We start from the raw sequence: 20,585 nt of genomic DNA on the forward strand, positions 1-20,585 counted from the left end.
GCTTTAGCTTGCGGGAGAGCCTCATGTGGATAAATGGAACGGAGCAGCGCACGCTGCCAGTCAGCGATCGCGCGACGCAGTTCGGTGACGGCTGCTTTACCACGGCAGCGGTGCACAACGGCCGCATTCAGCTGCTGACGGCGCACCTGCAGCGTCTGCGCGAGGGATGTGAACGCCTGATGATGCCCGACGCCGACTGGGCGCAGCTGGAGATGGAGATGCGCACGGCTGCAGAGCCGCACGGCCAGGCGGTGCTGAAAGTTATTCTCAGCGCCGGCGCTGGCGGACGCGGCTACAGCCGCAAAGGCAGCAGCGGCGTCACGCGTATTGTCTCGGTTGCGCCCTGGCCGCACCACTATCAGCCGCTGCAAACGCTGGGCGTCAGGCTGCAGACCAGTCCGGTGCGGCTGGCGCAGAACCCGCTGCTGGCGGGCATCAAGCACCTGAATCGTCTGGAACAGGTGATGATCCGCGCGCATCTCGATCAGAGCGATGCCGACGAGGCGCTGGTGCTTGACACTGCGGGCTACGTGGTGGAATGCTGTGCGGCCAATTTATTCTGGCGGCAGGGCGAGCGCGTTTTTACGCCCGACCTGACGCACGCTGGCGTCGACGGCGTGATGCGGCGCTATCTGATGGCGCAGCTGGCCGCTGCAGGCCTGCGCTGCGATGTAGTGCGCTGTGAAGCGGCGCAGCTGCAGATGGCCGACGAAATCGTCATCTGCAATGCCCTGATGCCGGTTTTACCGGTACGAGAGCTGGACGGCAAGGCGTTCAGCGCGCGCGCGCTTTACCACCGGTTACAGCACAGCTGCTATTTAATGGAAGCAAAATGAGTCGAACAAAAAAAATTTTCGCCGTTATCGCGGTGATTCTGGTACTGGCGGCGGCCTACAGCTACTGGCAAATCCAGCGCTTCGCCGCAACGCCGTTAACCATTGACCAGGAAACAATCTATACCTTACCCGCGGGCACCGGCCGCGTGGCGCTGGAGGCGCAGCTGGAGAGCCAGCATCTGATCCCGCAAAGCGTCTGGTTCGGTCCGCTGCTGAAGCTCGAACCGGAGCTGGCGCGTTTTAAAGCGGGGACCTACCGGCTGGAGGAGGGAATGACGGTGCGCGCGCTGCTGCAGCTGCTCGCCAGCGGCAAAGAGGCGCAGTTCCCGCTGCGGCTGGTCGAGGGACAGCGACTGCGTGACTGGCTCGCCGAGCTGCGCGCTGCCCCCTATATCAAACACCAGCTGAAAGATGATCAGTTCGCCACGCTGGCGAAGACGCTGAACATCGATCCGCTGGCGCTGGAAGGCAGTTTCTATCCCGATACCTATCTCTATACCGCCAACACCAGCGATATCGCGCTGCTGCAGCGCGCGCACGTTCGCATGGCGGCGCTGGTGGATCAGATCTGGAAAAATCGCATGCCAGATCTGCCCTATAACAATCCGCAGGAGATGGTCACCATGGCCTCGGTGATTGAAAAAGAGACCGCCGTCAGCGCTGAACGTGCGCGTGTCGCCTCGGTGTTTATCAACCGGCTGCGCACCGGCATGAAGCTGCAGACCGATCCGACGGTGATTTACGGCATGGGGGAGAAGTATACGGGCACGCTGACGCGTAAAGACCTCGAGACGCCGACCGATTACAATACCTATACCATAAATGGCCTGCCGCCTGGCCCTATAGCCGTGCCGAGCAAAGCCTCGCTGGAAGCGGCCGCGCATCCCGAAAAAACCGATTACCTCTATTTTGTCGCCGACGGCAAGGGCGGTCATACCTTTACCACCAACCTTGCCAGTCATAACCAGGCGGTACAGGCCTACCGGCAAACGCTGAAGGAAAAAGATGAAAAGTAAGTTTATCGTCATTGAAGGCCTGGAAGGCGCCGGAAAAACCACGGCGCGCGAGGCGGTGGTCGAAACGCTGCGCGAGCGAGGCGTTCAGGATATCGTCTTCACCCGCGAGCCGGGCGGCACGCCGCTGGCGGAGCAGCTGCGCATCCTGGTGAAGCAGGGCATCGAGGGGGAACAGGTCACGGACAAAGCGGAGCTGCTGATGCTCTACGCCGCCCGCGTGCAGCTGGTGGATACGGTGATCAAGCCCGCGCTGGCGCGCGGCGCCTGGGTCCTCGGCGACCGGCACGACCTCTCTTCGCAGGCCTATCAGGGCGGCGGGCGCGGGCTGGACGCCGGGCTGATGCGCACATTGCGCGACGCCGTGCTGGGCGATTTTCGCCCCGACCTTCAGCTTTACCTCGACGTCACGCCGGAAATCGGCCTGCAGCGCGCCCGCGCCCGCGGCGAGCTGGACCGCATCGAGCAGGAGTCGCTGCGCTTTTTCGAACGCACTCGCGAGCGCTATCTGGCGCTGGCTGCCGAAGACGATCGCATCCTGACGGTGGATGCCACGCAGCCGCTCGACAGCGTCACCCAGGCGATCAAAGCGGCCCTGAGCGGCTGGCTGGATCGGCAGGCATGAACTGGTATCCGTGGCTGAATCAGCCCTACCGCTACATTATCGGCCAGCATCAGGCGGGACGCGCGCATCACGCGCTGCTGATCCAGGCGATTGACGGCATGGGTGAGGAGGCGCTGGTATGGGGCGTCAGCCGCTGGCTGATGTGCCAGCAAAAGGATGGACTCAAGAGCTGCGGCCAGTGTCACGGCTGTCAGCTGATGCAGGCGCAGACGCATCCCGACTGGTACCGCCTGGAGGCGGAGAAGGGCAAAAGCACGCTGGGCATCGATGCGGTGCGTCAGGTGACTGAAAAACTTTATCATTTTGCCCAGCAGGGCGGGGCGAAGGTGGTCTGGCTACCCGATGCCGCGCAGCTGAGCGAATCGGCGGCTAACGCGCTGTTGAAAACCCTGGAGGAGCCGCCAGCCAACAGCTGGTTCTTCTTAGGCAGTCGCGAATCGTCGCGTCTGCTGGCCACGCTGCGCAGCCGCTGTATGGCGCTCTCGCTGGCGCCGCCGGACGAGGCGCAGAGCCTGCAGTGGTTGGGCAGGCAGCTACCGCACGAGTCTGTCGCGCTGCAGACCGCGCTGCGTCTCAGCGCGGGCGCGCCTGCGGCGGCGTTACAGCTGCTGGAGCCGGCGCGCTGGCAGGCGCGCCAGAACCTGTGTGACGCGCTGCCGGCCGCGCTGCGGCAGGATATTTTGCTGTTGCTGCCGCTGCTTAATGCCGAAGATGTTGCCGCGCGCATCAGCTGGCTGATGGCGCTGCTGGTGGATGCGATCAAATGGCAGCAGGGCGCCGTGCGCTGGCTAAGCAATCCCGACCGTGAGGATGTGGTGGCGCTGCTGGCCGAAACCTTTCCCGCCCGTGCGCTGGATAAAAGCGCGCGTGCGTGGATGCAGTGCCGGGAAGAGCTAATCCACGTAGCCGCCGTCAACCGCGAACTGCTGTTAACCGACCGACTTCTGAGCTGGGCCGATCAACGCAAGCCCGGCGTAGTCGCTTAACGACCAAACGAGATACCTTATGTTCATTGTGGATTCACACTGCCATCTTGATGGCCTGGATTATGAAAAGAACCATCGCGATCTCGACGATGTGCTGGCCAAGGCCGCCGCGCGCGACGTGAAGTTTATGCTGGCAATCGCCACCACGCTGCCGGGTTTTCATACCCTGAAGGCGCTGGTGGGCGAGCGTGAAAATATCGCGCTCTCGGTTGGCGTGCACCCGCTGAATCAGGAAGAGCCGTACGACGTCGAGGAGTTTCGTCGTCTGGCCGCCGATCCGCGCGTGGTGGCGCTGGGCGAAACCGGCCTCGACTACTATTATCAACAGGAAACCAAAGCGCAGCAGCAGGCGTCGTTCCGCGAGCATATCCGCACCGGCATCGCGCTGAACAAGCCCATTATCGTGCACACCCGCGACGCGCGTGACGATACGCTGGCGATTCTGCGCGAAGAGCAGGTCGAGCGCTGCGGTGGCGTGCTGCACTGTTTTACCGAGGATCAGGCGACGGCGGCGAAGCTGCTTGATATGGGCTTCTATATCTCCTTTTCCGGTATCGTCACCTTCCGTAACGCCGAACAGCTGCGCGAAGCGGCGCGCTATGTCCCGCTGGATCGCATGCTGGTGGAAACCGACTCTCCCTACCTGGCGCCGGTGCCGTATCGTGGCAAAGAGAACCAGCCAGCCTATACGCGCGACGTGGCGGAATATCTTGCCGTGCTGAAAGGGGTCGATATCGAGACGCTGGCCTCGGCGACCACGCAAAACTTCTCAACGCTTTTCAAGGTGCCGTTGAGCCATCTCGGCGGTTAGGGTTTTATTTCAAAGCCTGTAATAATTCGGTAATACCCATTGATTGCCCTGCTTTATATCGCAGGGCTACGCTTTTATGGCGGTAAAACGGGCGCTGTCAGTCGGAATATACTGATATCAGGCTGAGCCGATCCCGGAAACGTGATAGTCGTCAAAGTAACGCTGACGGATTTATTTTACCCTTCGTAATAATTAAAAGGCGGTCACCGTCATACGGGTTGCGGATCCTCCCCTGCGACCCAGCGCACTGCGCAAAATCGCACTCATACTCAGGAGCTTCAGGCTATGTTCAAGAACGCATTTGCGAACCTGCAAAAGGTCGGTAAATCGCTCATGCTGCCGGTATCGGTTCTGCCGATCGCCGGCATTTTATTAGGTGTTGGTTCGGCAAATTTTAGCTGGCTGCCAGCCGTCGTTTCCCACGTGATGGCGGAAGCGGGCGGTTCGGTGTTTGCTAATATGCCGCTTATCTTCGCTATCGGCGTGGCGCTCGGCTTTACCAACAACGACGGCGTCTCCGCGCTGGCGTCAGTGGTGGCGTACGGCATCATGGTGAAAACTATGGCGGTGGTCGCGCCGCTGGTGCTGCATCTCTCCGCTGAGGAGATTGCTGCGCATCATCTGGCGGATACCGGCGTACTGGGCGGCATTATCGCCGGTGCGATAGCGGCCTATATGTTCAACCGCTTCTACCGTATCAAGCTGCCGGAATATCTCGGCTTCTTCGCCGGTAAGCGTTTTGTGCCGATTATCTCTGGCCTGACGGCGATCGTACTGGGCGTGCTGCTCTCCTTTATCTGGCCACCGATTGGCTCGGCGATTCAGGAGTTCTCGCAGTGGGCAGCCTATCAAAACCCGGTTGTGGCGTTCGGTATCTATGGCGTCGTTGAGCGTGCGCTGGTGCCTTTCGGCCTGCATCATATCTGGAACGTCCCTTTCCAGATGCAGATTGGCGAGTTTACCAACGCGGCGGGTCAGGTCTTCCATGGCGATATCCCGCGCTACATGGCGGGCGATCCGACGGCGGGCAAACTCTCTGGCGGCTTCCTGTTCAAAATGTACGGCCTGCCGGCGGCGGCAATCGCCATCTGGCACTCGGCGAAGCCTGAAAACCGCGCCAAAGTGGGCGGTATCATGATCTCCGCCGCGCTGACTGCATTCCTGACCGGTATTACCGAGCCGATCGAATTCTCATTTATGTTCGTTGCGCCGATCCTCTACGTGATCCACGCAATTCTGGCCGGTCTGGCGTTCCCGATCTGTATTCTGCTCGGTATGCGTGACGGCACCAGCTTCTCGCACGGCCTGATCGACTTTATCGTACTGAGCGGCAACAGCAGTAAAATCTGGCTGTTCCCGGTCGTCGGCATTATTTACGGTCTGGTTTACTACACCATTTTCCGCGTGCTGATTGTGAAGCTGAACCTGAAAACGCCAGGCCGTGAAGAGACCACCACCGAGTCCTCTTCAGCGACCGGCAGCGAAATGGCGGGCAAGCTGGTTTCCGCCTTCGGCGGCAAAGAGAACATCACCAACCTGGATGCCTGTATTACGCGTCTGCGCGTCAGCGTAGCGGACGTCAGCAAGGTTAACCAGAACGAGCTGAAAAACCTCGGCGCTCGTGGCGTGGTGGTCGCAGGCTCTGGCGTTCAGGCGATTTTCGGCACCAAGTCCGATAACCTGAAAACCGATATGGACGATTACATTCGCAGCATGTAATGCGTGATAAGAAAAAAGCCCCGCACAAGCGGGGCTTTTTTTTGGCGCAGTGCCATCGCGGATGTCGGTTTAGCACTAACAGCCGTCCACGTATGAAGGAAGGATTAGCACCTTGCGTACATACAAAGGAAAGGGTTGGCGGTCATCGCTCTTTTGAGCTTTATCCTGTCGAACTTATCTTACAAGGCGGCGAAGTATATGATATCGATAACCTTCGCGCTCTGACACCAAAGCGTCATATCGAAATCCATTCAAAGCAATAAGATGGAAATATGGAACTGAAGCATACATTCGAGGAGTACACGGAAGCAGAATTCACCCGGCTTGTGAGTGAAATCTGTAGCGCTAAAGGCGGTGAGGCTTATCAGGACAAGCTTTTGGAAAATTTCATTTCGGTCAGTGAGCACCCTGAAGGTTCTGACCTGATCTTCTACAGCGAAGATAAGGACGCAACACCTGTCAAGATTGTCGCCGCTGTTAAAGCATGGCGAAAAGCCCAGCGTAAAAGTGGCTTCAAGTCATAAGTGATAAGGCCTCTTTAGGGATAATGCCGATCAGTTAAGGCAGAAATGAGCGGTTGAACGATCCGGTGGCTGTGTGAACTCTGTAATCTCTCATGGAGGATTACAGGTTTTTTTATGCTGCTCAGTCAGGTTCTGGACACTATTCTTAATTTCTCGCCGAAAGCGTTGTCTGCGCTTTATGATGGCGCAGGCGGCATACACCTTAAAAACGTCGAACCATATCAGCCGGGCTTTAAGCAGGCGGCGCTGTATCTGACCGGCCAGCTGAGTCTGCCGCCTCGGGTTGCACCGGGGCGAATACCGTAGTTGATAAATGAAATCATGTCGACGGCGGAAAGCTTCGTGTTGTCTGGCTGGCGGCAGAGACACTATCCGCGGGCGGTAAAAAAGAAGCCGCAGCGTTATCCGCCGCGGCATTCTTAAAAGCTTAACTGACAAGCATTACCGCACAGGCAGGGCTTTTTTATCTGCGTTTTGCTCTCAGAGATAAACGCGCAAATACTCCGTCAGGCACAGCAGCGCCATCGCCTGCCCATAGGGCATCGAGGTCAGCGGCACGTTGCGGTAGTAGTCGAGGTCGCTGCCCATGGCGGTGCCGAACGAAACCTGTTTCAGCTCGCCGTCTTCGTCGATATTGGCGATCACGCCGCGCAGCGCGTTCAGGCCGGTGGGCAGATAATCTGCGCTGAGGTAGCGCTTGCGCACCGCCTTGATAATGCCGTAGGCGAAGCCTGCTGTCGCCGATGCTTCCAGATAACTATCGGGATCGTCCAGCAGCGTATGCCACAGGCCGCTCGAATGCTGGCAGTCGCGCAGCGCTTTCACCTGGCTCTCCAGCACCTGTAGCAGGAAGCGGCGCGTCGCATGCTGTTCCGGCCAGTTCATCATCTCCAGAAAATCGGGGATCACAATGGTGATCCAGCTGTTGCCGCGCGCCCAGCGCGCATTGGCGAAGTTATGGCGTCCTTCAAAGTTCCAGCCGTGAAACCAGAGCCCGGTCTGGCGATCCATCAGATATTGCGTGTGTAGCAGAAACTGATAGCTCGCCTCCTCGATAAACTCCTGACGATTCAGCAGCTGGCCGATTTTTGCCAGCGCCATCACGCTCATCATCAGCGTATCGTCCCAGAGCTGCTGGTGGTTTTCGTTGTTGTAGACGATATGCTGCAGGCCGCCCTGTTCCGTGCGCGGCATTTCATACATGACCCATTCCGCCCAGCGCTCCAGCACCGGCCGCCAGGCGGCGTTGCCGGTCTCTTCATAGCGATAAGCGAGCGTCAGAAAGGGGGCGACAGTGTTGACGTTCTTGGTCGGCATCCCTTCCTCAAGACGCGCGGCAAACCAGTCGTCGATAATGCTCAGCGTTTGCCGATCGCCGGTCTGCTGATAATAGTGCAGCATGCCGTAGAGCCCGATGCCGTGGGTCCACTCCCAGCCCGCCCAGCCTTTGGTATCAATCACGCGCCCGTCATCGAGGCGTAGCAAAAACTCCCCCGTTTCGTCGGTGATATTCACCAGGTTTTGCGTCAGTTTGTGAATCAGTTGCAACAGCTCCCGGCGCGGCAGCAGAAATTCTGGTTGGCACAAAAGAGCACTCTGTTTCACAGGAAATACAGTCATGATTCATTCCTATCGTTTCAAGGTCGTAGTAAGGGAAGAAGCGATGGGACGCGCGGCCCTGAGCGGCGGCGCGGCCGGTTTATGACGGTTAAGGAAGCCGATATTGTTGTTGCCCCACAGGTTCTCATATGGCATGCCGGCCAGGGTTTCGACGATGTCGCGCGCCTCTGGCGTGATGCGCTCTGGCAGGACGCGGTCAGCTTCGCGCATCTTCAGCGTCTCTTCGCGCAGCACGGTGTGGGTCTGCAGATTGAGTTTAAAGCGCAGCGAAATCAGGAAGCCGCAGGCCAGCACGCACAGCGTGCCGAGGCTAAGGATGCCGAGAATGGTATGGCTGACGCCCGGCGGCTGGGTCGCCTGTCCGGAGACGAAGCCGGAGAGCTGCAGCACGATACCGACCAGCATGACCGCGCCCGCCTGAGAGGCTTTGCGGGTCAGGGTCATAATGCCGGCGAAAATCCCTTCGCGGCGCTGACCGGTAATCACCTCGTCTACGTCGGCGATATAGGTGTAGATATTCCAGGGCACATAGTTGATACCGCCGCGTCCCAGGCCTGCCAGCGCGGAGATCAGCAGCAGCAGCGAGAAGTTGTCATTCATGCCTGCATACCAGAGACCGGCATAGGAGAGGGCCGCGAGGCCGAACAGCGCGACCACCAGGCGGTAGGCTGGTGCCGGCCCCATGCGGATACAGAGGGGGATCATGCCCATCACGGCGATAAACTGCAGCACCGCCATGGTGCCCATCAGGTTGGAAGCGATCTGCGCGCTCTGCATCAGGACGAACACCACATACCAGGTAAAGACGGCGTTAAAGACATCCTGCGCGATATAGCCGCCCAGATACATGCCGAGATGCTGACGGAAAATACGGATGCGCAGCGTGGAGGCGAGCTCGACATAGAGACGCTTCAGGCTCTGCATCAGCGACAGCTGCCGCTTCTCCTCTTCGGCGCGACGCGACTCCTCGGAGAAATCGTCTGCATCGCGCTCCCAGGTAAAGAGCCAGACCAGCGTCAGCACCAGCGCGCAGATAATCGAAAAGACCAGGCTGGCGTAGAAAAACGAGAGCGGGTTATCTTTGCCCAGCGCGCCGATTAACACGCCTGGCAGGAAGGCGGCAAGAATTGCCGAGAGCTGGGCCAGCGCAATACGCGCGCCGGAGAAGCGGGTCTTCTGTTTGAAATCATCGGTCATCTCCGGCACCAGCGTTTCATAGGGCACCAGGATCATGGTGTAGACAATATCGAACAGCAGATAGGTGGCGAGATACCACCAGAAGCTCATATCGCCGATCCACATCAGGCTGTAGCTGAAGACGCAGGGAATACCCAGCAGAATAAAGAATTTGCGGCGGCCAAAGCGTTTGCCCAGCCGGGTAGAGCCAAAGTTATCGGTCAGAAAGCCCATCAGCGGGCTGACCACCGCGTCCAGCACGCGCGCGGCAGCAAAGATAAAAGTTGCTTCGATAGGGGTCAGACCGCAGAAGGTGGTATAAAAATAGAGCAGCCAGGCGGCAGTCAGCGCCGTGGTGCCTGCGCCGAGAAAATCCCCGGAACCATAAGCCAGATAGTGGCCAAAACCAATTTTACGTGAGCGCATACGGATGCTCCTTTATAGCCATAGTCTTTACATCCTTTGTTATCCGGACGACATACTCGGAATAGATAGAAAGTAGAGCCGCAGCCCGGGTCAAACCTTCGCGATTCCGACAGGCGTCGTCCCTGGCTGGCAATAACGCAAAGAAAAGGGTGGCGCGTTTCTAATTTATGAAACGGTGTTTCATTTTAACCTCGCGCAGAGTGGGAATTTGCGAAGCGGCGCACAGTTAAAAGAAGCGGTGAAAATGGCGCAAAGGCAGGCAGTTAATCGGGGAAAAGTGGTCCTGAGCTTGAAAGAAAACAAATTCCTCACGCATACTGATTGACTGTCCATCAGGCTTAAGGAAATGCACCATGGCTGAAGAAACGATTTTCAGTAAAATCATCCGTCGCGAAATTCCTGCCGACGTTGTGTATCAGGATGAACTGGTCACTGCGTTTCGCGATATCTCTCCCAAAGCGCCGACCCATATTTTGATTGTCCCGAACGTGTTAATCCCTACTGCGAATGACGCGCTGCCCGCCCACGAGCAGGCGCTAGGCCGACTGTTTACCGTCGCCGCAAAAATCGCGCGCGCCGAGGGCATCGATCAAGATGGCTATCGCCTGATCGTTAACTGTAATCGTCACGGCGGTCAGGAGGTTTATCACATTCATATGCATTTACTCGGCGGGCGTCCGCTGGGTCCGATGCTGGCCGACTGATCCTCCATACGGAAGCGAGTTATGCGTCAATGGCTGACAAGCCTGCCGCTCCTGCTGACACTGGCAGGTTGCAGCAGCGATAAACCGATGATCGATACGTCGCAGTCGCTGGTGATGGAGTCCTCTGTGCTCTCTGCCGGCATCATCACCGATGAGCCGGTGGTGGATGAGCAGGATGGGCAGCAGCGCGCGCGCAGCGTGCTCTATAATCAGCGCGAGACGCCGGTGGTGATCCACTATCGTTATTACTGGTACGACGACAAAGGGCTGGAAATTATGCCGGGCGAACCGGCGCAGCGGGTCACCGTTCCGGCGCACGGCAGTATTGTCGCCGCTTCCCAAATGGGCAACCTGACGGCCAGCAAGGTTCGTCTCTACCTTTATCTCTGAGGATTGTTACGTGATTCGCCGACTCCCTCGTTCCGGAGCGCTCCTGATGGCGCTCATTCTTTCCGGCTGCGTGATTAAGCAGCAGCAGCCTGCGCCCGTTGAACCGACGCAGCCCGCCGAACCCACCCAGCCGCAGCCGGTGCCGCAGCCGCAGCCAGTACCAGAGCCGACGCAGCCGGTGCCGCAGCCGCCGAAGCTGAAAACCATTAACTGGGACGCCAGCGTGCAGCCGCTGGTGGCGCAGATGCTGCGCTCCGCCAACGGTGTCGCACCGGGCAGCGTGCTGATGGTCGATCGCATTAAGAACAGCACCAACGGCGCGTTACAGAGCGAAAAAGCCACCGACGCGATTCAAAACGCGCTGGCCAACAACGGCAAGTTTACGCTGGTGACCAGCGATCAGCTGGCGCAGGCCAAGCAGACGCTTGGCCTCTCGCCGGAGGACAGCCTGAACTCGCGCAGCAAGGCGATCGGTCTGGCCCGCACGCTGAACGCGCAGTATGTGCTCTACAGCACGGCACAGGGCGATGTAAAAACCCCGACGCTGCAGATGCAGCTGATGCTGGTGCAAACCGGCGAGATTATCTGGTCAGGCAAAGGTGTCGCCCAGAATTAATCCCTTACTGCTGGCGCGTCTGCAAGAGCGGCTGCCGGACATTTCGGCGGAAAGGCTGACGCCGCTGCAGGGGCTTACCGGCCACAGCTGTAAACTGGAAAGCGAGCAGGGCGCGTTTGTCGCGCGCCCTGCGCCGCAGCCGCCGATTCCTTTTGTCGATCGCCAGCGCGAAGCCCGCCTGCTGCGCAAGCTGCACCCCAGCGGCCTGACGCCGCGGCCCCTGCTGGGTGATGCGCAGCTGCTGCTGCTGCCGTGGCGCGAGGGCGAACCGCTGTCGCCACAGCGGTTTCACCAGCGGCGTGACGAAGTGGTCGCGCTGCTGCTGCGGCTGCACCGCCAGCCGCAGACCGGCTACCGCCTGCAGCTGCTGCCGCTGCTACAGCGCTACTGGCAGCTCTGCCGACAGCGGCACCTGGGCTGGCAGCGCGCTCTGCGTCGACTGGCGCAGGCGGGCGAACCCGCGCCGCTGCGGCTGGCGCCGCTGCATATGGATGTTCACGCCGGTAACCTGATTGCCGATGCGCAAGGGCTGCATCTGATTGACTGGGAGTACGCCGCCGATGGCGACGTGGCTCTCGAGCTGGCGGCACTGTGCGCCGCCGATCCCGACAGGGCGGAGAGCTGGCTAGAGGCCTATGCCGGGGCGGCGCATCTGTCGCCCGCAGCGCTGGCGCGGCAGGTTGCGCGCTGGCAGCCCTGGCTGCGGCTGCTGATGGCCAGCTGGTATCAGCTGCGCGCCGAGCAGAGCGACGATGCGTCCCTGCGCCAGCTGGCGCGGCAGAGCTGGCAAACTCTTTAATTCGCGCGGCGAGAGCGCCGCGCCAGGAAATGATTATGACGACACAACTTCCCGGCCCGCTGATGCTGGATGTCGAAGGTTTTGAACTGGACGCCGAAGAGCGCGAGATCCTGCGGCATCCTACCGTTGGCGGCGTGATCCTCTTTGCGCGCAACTACCACGATCCGGCGCAGCTAAACGAGCTGGTGCGCCAGATCCGCAGCGCCTCGCGCACGCGGCTGGTGGTGGCGGTCGACCAGGAGGGCGGACGCGTTCAGCGCTTCCGCGACGGCTTCACCACGCTGCCCGCGATGCAGTCTTTCGCGGCGCTGCACGACGCGCAACGCGGCGGCGAGCTGGCGCAGCAGGCGGGCTGGCAGATGGCGGCGGAGATGATCGCCATGGATATCGATATCAGCTTCGCGCCGGTGCTGGACCTCGGCCACATCAGCGCGGCGATCGGCGACCGCGCCTTCCATGAGGATCCGCAGATTGCGCTGGCGATGGCGCGCCGCTTTATCGCTGGCATGCATGAGGCGGGCATGAAAACCACCGGCAAGCACTTCCCCGGCCACGGCGCGGTCAGTGCCGACTCGCATAAAGAGACGCCGCGCGACCCGCGCGATCTCGAGACGCTGCGTCGTCACGACATGGCGATCTTCCAGGCGCTGTTTGACGAGGGGGCGCTGGATGCCGTCATGCCAGCGCACGTTATCTATACGGAGGTGGATCCGCTGCCCGCCAGTGGTTCGCCCTTTTGGCTGAAGAGGGTGCTGCGGGAAGAGCTGGGCTTTGACGGCGTCATTTTCTCTGACGATCTGTCGATGGAGGGAGCTGCCATCATGGGCAGCTATGCGGAGCGTGCGCAGCAGTCGCTCTCGGCCGGATGCGACATGATCCTGGTCTGCAACCACCGCGCAGGCGCGATCAGCGTGCTGGATAATTTGATCGCGATCGGTGTTGAACGCGTGCCGCGGCTGTACCATCGGGGAACCTTTACCCGCCAGAGCCTACAGCAGAGCGCGCGCTGGAAGCAGAACGCGCAGCAGTTGAGCAACCTGCAGGCGCGCTGGCTGGAACACAAAGCGTCAGGAAAGTAATCTCTCCTCCTGGCGCGCACAACGCTGAGGAGTGTCATGATTATCTATCTGCACGGTTTCGATTCCACCAGTCCGGGCAACCATGAAAAGGTGCTGCAGCTGCAGTTTATCGATCCTGACGTCAGGATGATCGGCTACAGCACCCGCCACCCCAGACACGATATGCAGTTCCTGCTGAAAGAGACCGACAAGCTGCTGACGCACGGCGGCGCCCAGCCCCTGATATGTGGCGTCGGGCTGGGCGGCTACTGGGCGGAGCGCATCGGCTTTCTCTGCGGCATTCGCCAGGCGATTTTCAATCCCAATCTCTTTCCCTTCGAAAATATGGAGGGAAAAATTGACCGGCCTGAAGAGTATCTCGACATCGCCACTAAGTGCGTCAGCGACTTTCGCGAAAAGAACCGCGATCGCTGCCTGGTGTTTCTGTCGCGCCACGACGAGGCGTTGGATAGCCAGCGCAGCGCAGAGACGCTGCGCCCCTTCTACGACATTGTCTGGGATGATAACGCAGGCCATAAGTTCAGCAGCCTCTCCCCGCATCTCCAGCGCATTAACGCTTTTAAAACATTGGGTTGAGCAGCCGGGCGCCTGTCAGGCGCCTGCACCTTTTGCGTAATAATCTGAGTTAACCGCCTGGTAATTGATGTAAATCAATTTTGGTATGACCATCTTCCCTGCCCATGCTATTCTGCCCTCAGCAGCGATTTTAACTTCGCCAACCCTATGTTTATTAAGGTTTAATTTAACCATTGATTAACTATTGGTTCACATTTTGAGGGGGTCTTGTTGACTACATCCATGAAAAAAATCGTTATTGTCGGTGGCGGCGCGGGCGGGCTGGAGATGGCAACGCAGCTCGGTCACAAGCTGGGCCGTAAGAAAAAGGCCGAGATTATTCTGGTAGACCGCAACCACAGCCACCTGTGGAAGCCGCTGCTGCACGAAGTCGCAACCGGATCGATGGACGAAGGCATTGATGCGCTGAGCTATCTGGCGCACGCGCGCAATCACGGCTTTCAGTTCCAGCTCGGCTCGCTGACCAACATCAACCGCGAGCGCAAAACCATTGAGCTGGCGGAGATGCGCGACGACAACGGCGAAGTGCTGGTGCCGCAGCGCGAGGTGGCCTACGACACCCTGGTGATGGCGCTCGGCAGCACCTCGAACGATTTCGGCACGCCGGGCGTAAAAGATCACTGCATCTTCCTCGACAACCCGCACCAGGCGCGGCGTTTTCACAATGAGATGCTTAACCAGTTCCTGAAGTTCTCCGCCAGCGAAGGTCGGCTGGAGAAGGTCAATATCGCTATTGTCGGCGGCGGGGCGACCGGCGTCGAGCTGTCAGCCGAGCTGCACAACGCGGTCAAGCAGCTGCACAGCTACGGCTATAAAGGTTTGAGCAGTGAAGCGCTCAACGTCACGCTGGTGGAGGCGGGCGAGCGTATTCTGCCTGCGCTGCCGCCGCGCATCTCCGCCGCCGCGCACAACGAGCTAACCAGGCTGGGCGTGCGCGTGCTGACGCAAACCATGGTGACCAGCGCTGATAAAAATGGCCTGCACACCAAAGGCGGCGAATTTATCGAGGCGGATCTGATGGTATGGGCGGCGGGTATTAAAGCGCCGGACTTCCTGAAAGAGATTGGCGGGCTGGAGACCAACCGCATCAACCAACTGGTGGTGAAAGAGACGCTGCAAACCACGCTGGATGACGATATCTACGCCATCGGGGACTGCGCCTCCTGCGCGCTGCCGTCAGGCGGATTCGTGCCGCCGCGCGCCCAGTCGGCACACCAGATGGCGTCGCGCGCGATGGAGAATATTCTCGCCCAGCGTAGCGGCAAGCCGCTGAAAGCCTACGTCTATAAAGATCACGGCTCGCTGGTGTCGCTGTCGCGCTTCAGTACCGTGGGCAGCCTGATGGGCAACCTGATGCGCGGTTCCATGATGGTAGAGGGCCGCATTGCGCGCTTTGTCTACATCTCCTTATATCGTATGCATCAGATTGCGCTCCACGGCTATTTCAAGACTGGCCTGATGATGCTGGTAGGCAGCCTTAACCGCGTGATCCGTCCGCGCCTCAAGCTGCACTAATGATTCCCAGGCGGCGTAAGCCGCCTTTTCTTTTCTCATATGCTTGTTAAGCTGCTGAAACATAACACAAATTAATTAAAGTTCTGCTGCCCCCCTTGCTCAGAACTCTCCGAAAAGCTGGTCCTGATCCGCTTCCGGTGCGTTTTCCTCCATTAATCTGATGTTGCAATTTCGGACCATCTGCAAAACTTCCTGCAATGATACGGCGGGTCGTGCACGCCGTTCTGTGCCATAGCGACAGGGGACATCGTCGCGGCACGCATGCACGGTAACAACTTCAGGAGGACAATCCTGTGAATAAATCGATGTTAGCGGGTATCGGTATCGGCGTGGCTGCCGCTTTGGGTGTGGCCGCCGTTGCCAGCATGGATGTATTTGACCGTGGTCCGCAGTATGCGCAGGTGCTTTCAGCGACGCCAATCAAAGAGAGCATTAAGCAGCCACGTCAGGAGTGTCGCAATGTGACGCTGACCCATCGTCGCGCAGTACAGGATGAGAACCGCATCGCCGGTTCGGTGCTGGGCGCGGTAGCGGGCGGCGTGCTGGGTCACCAGTTTGGCGGCGGACGGGGACGCGATGTGGCAACGGTCGCAGGCGCGCTGGCGGGCGGCTATGCCGGCAACCAGGTGCAGGGCGGTTTGCAGGATCGCGACACCTACACCACCTCAGAACAGCGCTGCAAAACGGTATACGATAAACAAGAAAAGATGCTGGGTTATGACGTGACCTATAAAATAGGCGACCAGCAGGGCAAAATCCGCATGGAAAACGACCCTGGCACCCGCATCCCGCTGGACCGTAACGGCCAGCTTATTCTGAACAGCAATCAGGCTTAACGGGCAAAGATTCCCACACAGCACACACAAAATAAAAAGGCACATCTTGCGATGTGCCTTTTTTGTATGGTGCCGATACGGATGAGACGAGGTATTAGCCGATGGTCATCAGGCTGGCGTTGCCGCCGGCCGCCGCGGTGTTAACGCTCAGCGAACGCTCAATCAGCAGCCGCTCCAGCAGCAGCTGCGTGTCGCCGCGCGCAAAGCCCTGCACCGAGACAATCGCGCCGTCGCGCGCCGCGATCTGCTCGCACAGCGTGCGCAGCTGATCGGCGTCGCCGTGGTAGATCACCGCGTCAAAGTGGGTCGCGAACAGATCCTTCGCCAGCGCGATGCGCGCCTGTACCGCCTGCGGCAGCGTCTGGCGCAGCGTGCGGTGCAGCTCATCGTCGGGCCAGAGCGCCTGACTGCCGACGCTGGTCACCGCCGCCAGCTGCACCAGCGCGTCCTGCTCGTTATCGGCGAGGCAGAGCACGCGTTCGCGCGGCAGCAGCGAGAAGGTGTTGCGCTCGCCGGTCGGGCCGGTCAGCAGCCGCACGGTGCCCGCCTGCGCCAGCGTGGCGTAGCGCTGGCAGATCGCAGCCAGTTCCGGCTTATCCTGCTGCGCCCAGGCCGCCAGAGCCTTATGCGGCTCCAGCAGCGCCTCACGCAGCGAGCCGTCCGCTGGACGCTCGGCATCCTGGCGCGCAAAGGTGGCGCTCAGCGCCGTTTCCGGACGGCTGGAGAGCAGGCGATAAAGATAGAGCGGGCCGCCCGCTTTCGGGCCGGTACCGGAGAGTCCTTCGCCGCCGAACGGCTGCACGCCAACCACGGCACCCACCATATTGCGGTTCACGTAGAGGTTGCCGACTTTCGCGCTGGCGGTGACCTGCGCGATGGTTTCATCGATGCGGGTATGCACGCCCAGCGTCAGGCCGTAGCCGCCTGCGTTGATCTGGTCGATCAGCTGCGGCAGCGCATTGCGCGCGAAGCGCACCACGTGCAGCACCGGACCGAAGATCTCTTTGTCGAGATCGCTGACCTGATCGAGCTCGATCAGCGTCGGCTTAATAAAGGTGCCGCTCTGCCACTCCGCGCGATCTTCCGGATGATCCTGCACCGCCTGGTAGACGGCATTGCCTTTGTTGCGCATCGCCTGGATATGACGCTCGATATTCGCCTTCGCCTCGGCGTCGATGACCGGGCCGATATCGGTAGAGAGGCGCTCCGGGTTGCCCATGCGGCATTCGGCCATCGCGCCGCGCAGCATTTTCAGCGTGTGATCCGCCACATCCTCCTGGATGCAGAGCAGACGCAGCGCCGAGCAGCGCTGTCCGGCGCTGTCGAACGCCGAGGCGAGAATATCGACCACCACCTGTTCAGTGAGCGCGGAAGAGTCGACGATCATCGCGTTAAGCCCGCCGGTTTCGGCGATAAGCGGCGTCGGGCGGCCCTGGGGATCGAGGCGGCCAGCCAGGTTGCGCTGCAGCAGCGTCGCCACGGCAGTAGAGCCGGTAAACATTACGCCGCGCACGCGCGCGTCGCGCGTCAGCTGCGCGCCGACGGTTTCGCCGTCGCCCGGCAGCAGTTGCAGCACGCCCGCAGGCACGCCAGCATCCAGCAGAATGCGCACCGCCTGTGCGGCGATCAGCGGGGTCTGTTCCGCCGGTTTGGCCAGCACGCTGTTGCCCGCCGCCAGCGCGGCCGCGATCTGGCCGGTAAAGATCGCCAGCGGGAAGTTCCAGGGACTGATACAGACCACCGGACCAAGCGGGCGATGCGTTTCATTATCGAAATCATTACGCACCATGCCGGCATAGTAGCGCAGAAAATCGACCGCTTCGCGCACTTCGGCGATGGCGTTGTTATAGGTTTTGCCCGCTTCGCGCACCAGGATGCCGATCAGCTGCTGCATGCCGTCTTCCATATGCTGCGCGGCGCGATCGAGGATCGCCGCGCGCTCGTCCGGCGGCGTCGCGAACCAGATTGGACCGGCATTCACCGCCGCATCCAGCGCCAGCGACACCTCCGTTTCGCTCGCCTCGCGCACCTGGCCGACGATATCGCCCGGCGCAGCCGGATTGATTACCGGACGGGTTTCGCCGTCGCTCAGCTCGCCGTCAATAATCGGCTGTGCCAGCCAGGGCTGCGCGGCGCTGCTCAGCAGGGCGCTGGAAAGCGACGCCAGACGATGTTCGTTGGCCATATCGATGCCCGCCGCGTTGCTGCGTCCCGCGCCGTAAAGATCGCGCGGCAGGGGGATCTTCGGATGCGGCAGGCCAATCGCCCCTTCGCTCGCCCCCAGTTTTTCCACCGCCACAACCGGATCGGCCACCAGCTCGTCAATCGGCAGCGAGGTATCGGCGATACGGTTAACGAAAGAGGTATTGGCGCCGTTTTCCAGCAGGCGACGCACCAGGTAGGCGAGCAGGGTTTCATGGGTGCCGACCGGCGCATAGATGCGGCACGGACGGTTGAGTTTGCCGTCTGCCACTTTGCCGACCACCTGCTCGTAGAGCGGTTCGCCCATGCCGTGCAGGCACTGGAACTCATACTGGCCCGGATAGTAGTTATTGCCCGCCAGCTGGTAGATGGCCGCCAGCGTGTGGGCGTTGTGGGTAGCGAACTGCGGGTAGATCAGATTCGGCACCGACAGCAGCTTGCGCGCGCAGGCGAGGTAAGAGATATCGGTGTAGACCTTGCGGGTATAGACCGGATAGCCTTCGAGGCCTTCCACCTGGGCACGTTTGATTTCGCTGTCCCAGTAGGCGCCTTTCACCAGGCGGATCATCAGGCGGCGACGGCTGCGCTGCGCCAGATCGATCAGTGAGTCGATCACGAACGGGCAACGCTTCATATAGGCCTGAATGACAAAGCCGATGCCGTTCCAGCCCTCCAGCTCCGGCTCGAAGCAGAGCTTTTCCAGCAGATCGAGCGACAGCTCAAGGCGGTCCGCCTCTTCGGCGTCGATATTGATGCCGATGTCGTAAGTGCGCGCCAGCAGCGTCAGGGATTTCAGAATAGGGTAGAGCTCTTCCATCACGCGATCGTACTGCGCGCGGCTGTAGCGCGGGTGCAGGGCGGAAAGCTTGATCGAGATGCCGGGGCCTTCATAAATGCCGCGGCCATTAGAGGCTTTGCCAATCGCATGGATCGCCTGCTGGTAAGAGACCAGGTAGGCTTTGGCGTCGCTGGCGGTTAGCGCCGCTTCGCCCAGCATATCGTAGGAGTAGCGGAAGCCTTTCTCCTCCAGCTTGCGCGCGTTCGCCAGCGCCTCGGCAATGGTTTCGCCGGTAACGAACTGTTCGCCCATCAGGCGCATCGCCATATCGACGCCTTTGCGCACCAGCGGCTCGCCGCTCTTGCCGATAATGCGGTTCAGCGATCGCGACAGATTCGCTTCGTTGTGCGTTGAAACCAGACGGCCGGTAAACAGCAGACCCCAGGTAGCGGCGTTAACAAACAGGGAGGGGCTGCGGCCCAGGTGCGACTGCCAGTTGCCGTTGCTGATTTTGTCGCGGATCAGCGCGTCGCGCGTCGGTTTATCGGGAATACGCAGCAGCGCTTCCGCCAGGCACATCAGCGCCACGCCCTCCTGAGAGGAGAGAGAGAACTCCTGCAGCAGGCTTTGCACCATGCCGGCGCGTCCGGTTGCCCCTTTCTGGTGCCGCAGCTTGTCGGCGAGGCTCCAGGCGAGCTGATGCGTTTTTTCCGCCAGCGCCGCCGGCAGACGCGCCTGCTCAAGCAGCATCGGCACCGCGTCGGTCTCCGGGCGGCGCCAGGCGGCGGTAATGGCGGCACGCGCCACCGACTGCGGCAGAATATGCTCGGCGAAATCGAGGAACGGCTGGTGCGTCTCTTCCGGGACGATCTCCTCCTGCTCCGGCTGTGCGCCCGTCGTCACAGGGATCTCCGGCAGGGCGTCGCCGCTCTCCAGCTGACCGAGGTAGTTAAAAATCGCCTGTTTAATTAGCCAGTGCGGCGTGCGGTCAACCTTCTGTGCCGCCAGTTTAATGCGTTCGCGGGTGGCCTCATCCAGCTTCACCCCCATTGTTGTCGTGCCCATGACCTGTCTGCTCCTGTCTTTAGCGCTCATACTGCGTGGCCAGCACTATCTCTGATGTTGCAACTTTGTGCAACCGTGTTAAGTGTGACCGGCTTAACAGCCTTTTTAATGATTAATTTGTTAACGCCTTAAAAGGCGGCATGGAACTTGCTGCAAGAATCTCGCCACAATTGCGCAGCGCTAACTTACTGCATTGACGGAGGTTTGCCGGGGTGCAACTGTGGAACTGTGAGCGAGTGCAACCTGTTAACAAAATTACGTGATTAACAGGTGAAATCGCTGTAAGGCC

Annotated in this window: 20 protein-coding genes; 17 read left to right on the forward strand and 3 right to left on the reverse strand. The window is 60.1% G+C overall.

The window, feature by feature from the left end; genetic code table 11:
- Positions 1-23: 23 nt before the first annotated feature.
- The 9 genes from pabC to ACR6A7_RS09700 all read left to right on the forward strand — a co-directional run bounded on the left by pabC (position 24) and on the right by ACR6A7_RS09700 (position 6,820).
- Positions 24-836: an aminodeoxychorismate lyase gene (gene pabC / locus ACR6A7_RS09660; RefSeq protein ID WP_434124656.1), complete on the forward strand. Its 813-nt coding sequence runs from the start codon at positions 24-26 to the stop codon at positions 834-836.
- Positions 833-1,852: an endolytic transglycosylase MltG gene (mltG, locus tag ACR6A7_RS09665; protein ID WP_434124657.1), complete on the forward strand. Its 1,020-nt coding sequence runs from the start codon at positions 833-835 to the stop codon at positions 1,850-1,852. The genes pabC and mltG overlap by 4 nt, the downstream gene beginning before the upstream one ends.
- Entirely contained in the window at positions 1,842-2,474 is a 633-nt protein-coding gene (gene tmk / locus ACR6A7_RS09670) for a dTMP kinase (RefSeq protein WP_434124658.1), read from the forward strand. The genes mltG and tmk overlap by 11 nt, the downstream gene beginning before the upstream one ends.
- Positions 2,471-3,460 (forward strand): DNA polymerase III subunit delta', encoded by a 990-nt coding sequence (holB, locus tag ACR6A7_RS09675; RefSeq protein ID WP_434124659.1) that lies wholly within the window; start codon positions 2,471-2,473, stop codon positions 3,458-3,460. Before tmk ends, holB begins: the two co-directional genes overlap by 4 nt.
- 19 nt (positions 3,461-3,479) lie before the next feature.
- Positions 3,480-4,271 carry a metal-dependent hydrolase gene (locus tag ACR6A7_RS09680; protein ID WP_434124660.1) on the forward strand — a complete coding sequence of 264 codons (792 nt, stop codon included), beginning with the start codon at positions 3,480-3,482 and terminating at the stop codon, positions 4,269-4,271.
- Positions 4,272-4,556: 285 nt separating this feature from the next.
- Positions 4,557-5,990, forward strand: a complete 1,434-nt coding sequence (gene ptsG, locus ACR6A7_RS09685) for a PTS glucose transporter subunit IIBC (protein ID WP_434124661.1) — start codon at positions 4,557-4,559, stop codon at positions 5,988-5,990.
- A complete protein-coding gene (locus tag ACR6A7_RS09690; protein WP_434124662.1) occupies positions 5,990-6,253 on the forward strand; it encodes a pyocin-S2/colicin E7-DNase domain-containing protein in 264 nt (87 codons plus the stop codon). The genes ptsG and ACR6A7_RS09690 overlap by 1 nt, the downstream gene beginning before the upstream one ends.
- 9 nt (positions 6,254-6,262) lie before the next feature.
- Positions 6,263-6,514: a bacteriocin immunity protein gene (locus tag ACR6A7_RS09695; protein ID WP_434124663.1), complete on the forward strand. Its 252-nt coding sequence runs from the start codon at positions 6,263-6,265 to the stop codon at positions 6,512-6,514.
- Positions 6,515-6,628: 114 nt separating this feature from the next.
- A complete protein-coding gene (locus tag ACR6A7_RS09700) occupies positions 6,629-6,820 on the forward strand; it encodes a hypothetical protein (RefSeq protein ID WP_434124664.1) in 192 nt (63 codons plus the stop codon).
- A gap of 174 nt (positions 6,821-6,994) precedes the next feature.
- On the opposite strand, the gene bglB is transcribed toward ACR6A7_RS09700, so the two are convergent.
- Positions 6,995-8,134, reverse strand: a complete 1,140-nt coding sequence (gene bglB / locus ACR6A7_RS09705) for a beta-galactosidase BglB (protein WP_434124665.1) — start codon at positions 8,132-8,134, stop codon at positions 6,995-6,997.
- A gap of 9 nt (positions 8,135-8,143) precedes the next feature.
- A complete protein-coding gene (locus tag ACR6A7_RS09710) occupies positions 8,144-9,736 on the reverse strand; it encodes an MFS transporter (protein WP_434124666.1) in 1,593 nt (530 codons plus the stop codon).
- A gap of 353 nt (positions 9,737-10,089) precedes the next feature.
- Between ACR6A7_RS09710 and hinT the strand changes: the two genes are divergently transcribed.
- From hinT to ACR6A7_RS09750, 8 genes are all read left to right on the forward strand, one after another.
- A complete protein-coding gene (hinT, locus tag ACR6A7_RS09715; RefSeq protein ID WP_033750906.1) occupies positions 10,090-10,440 on the forward strand; it encodes a purine nucleoside phosphoramidase in 351 nt (116 codons plus the stop codon).
- 21 nt (positions 10,441-10,461) lie between these two features.
- Complete coding sequence (locus ACR6A7_RS09720; protein WP_434124667.1) at positions 10,462-10,830, forward strand: YcfL family putative periplasmic lipoprotein; 369 nt, start codon at positions 10,462-10,464, stop codon at positions 10,828-10,830.
- Positions 10,831-10,840: 10 nt separating this feature from the next.
- Positions 10,841-11,446, forward strand: a complete 606-nt coding sequence (gene lpoB / locus ACR6A7_RS09725) for a penicillin-binding protein activator LpoB (RefSeq protein WP_434124668.1) — start codon at positions 10,841-10,843, stop codon at positions 11,444-11,446.
- Complete coding sequence (thiK, locus tag ACR6A7_RS09730; RefSeq protein WP_434124669.1) at positions 11,430-12,245, forward strand: thiamine kinase; 816 nt, start codon at positions 11,430-11,432, stop codon at positions 12,243-12,245. The genes lpoB and thiK overlap by 17 nt, the downstream gene beginning before the upstream one ends.
- Before the next feature lie 35 nt (positions 12,246-12,280).
- Positions 12,281-13,324, forward strand: a complete 1,044-nt coding sequence (gene nagZ, locus ACR6A7_RS09735; RefSeq protein ID WP_434124670.1) for a beta-N-acetylhexosaminidase — start codon at positions 12,281-12,283, stop codon at positions 13,322-13,324.
- Positions 13,325-13,360: 36 nt separating this feature from the next.
- Entirely contained in the window at positions 13,361-13,900 is a 540-nt protein-coding gene (gene ycfP / locus ACR6A7_RS09740) for an alpha/beta hydrolase YcfP (protein ID WP_434124671.1), read from the forward strand.
- Positions 13,901-14,110: 210 nt separating this feature from the next.
- Positions 14,111-15,415 (forward strand): NAD(P)/FAD-dependent oxidoreductase, encoded by a 1,305-nt coding sequence (locus ACR6A7_RS09745; protein WP_434124672.1) that lies wholly within the window; start codon positions 14,111-14,113, stop codon positions 15,413-15,415.
- Positions 15,416-15,708: 293 nt separating this feature from the next.
- A complete protein-coding gene (locus ACR6A7_RS09750; protein WP_033750889.1) occupies positions 15,709-16,251 on the forward strand; it encodes a glycine zipper 2TM domain-containing protein in 543 nt (180 codons plus the stop codon).
- A 94-nt stretch (positions 16,252-16,345) separates the two neighbouring features.
- On the opposite strand, the gene putA is transcribed toward ACR6A7_RS09750, so the two are convergent.
- On the reverse strand, positions 16,346-20,296 hold the full coding sequence (gene putA, locus ACR6A7_RS09755; protein WP_434124673.1) for a trifunctional transcriptional regulator/proline dehydrogenase/L-glutamate gamma-semialdehyde dehydrogenase: 3,951 nt from the start codon (positions 20,294-20,296) through the stop codon (positions 16,346-16,348).
- Positions 20,297-20,585 lie beyond the last annotated feature (289 nt).

The organism is Pantoea phyllosphaerae, assembly GCF_051025595.1.
Lineage (GTDB): Bacteria > Pseudomonadota > Gammaproteobacteria > Enterobacterales > Enterobacteriaceae > Pantoea.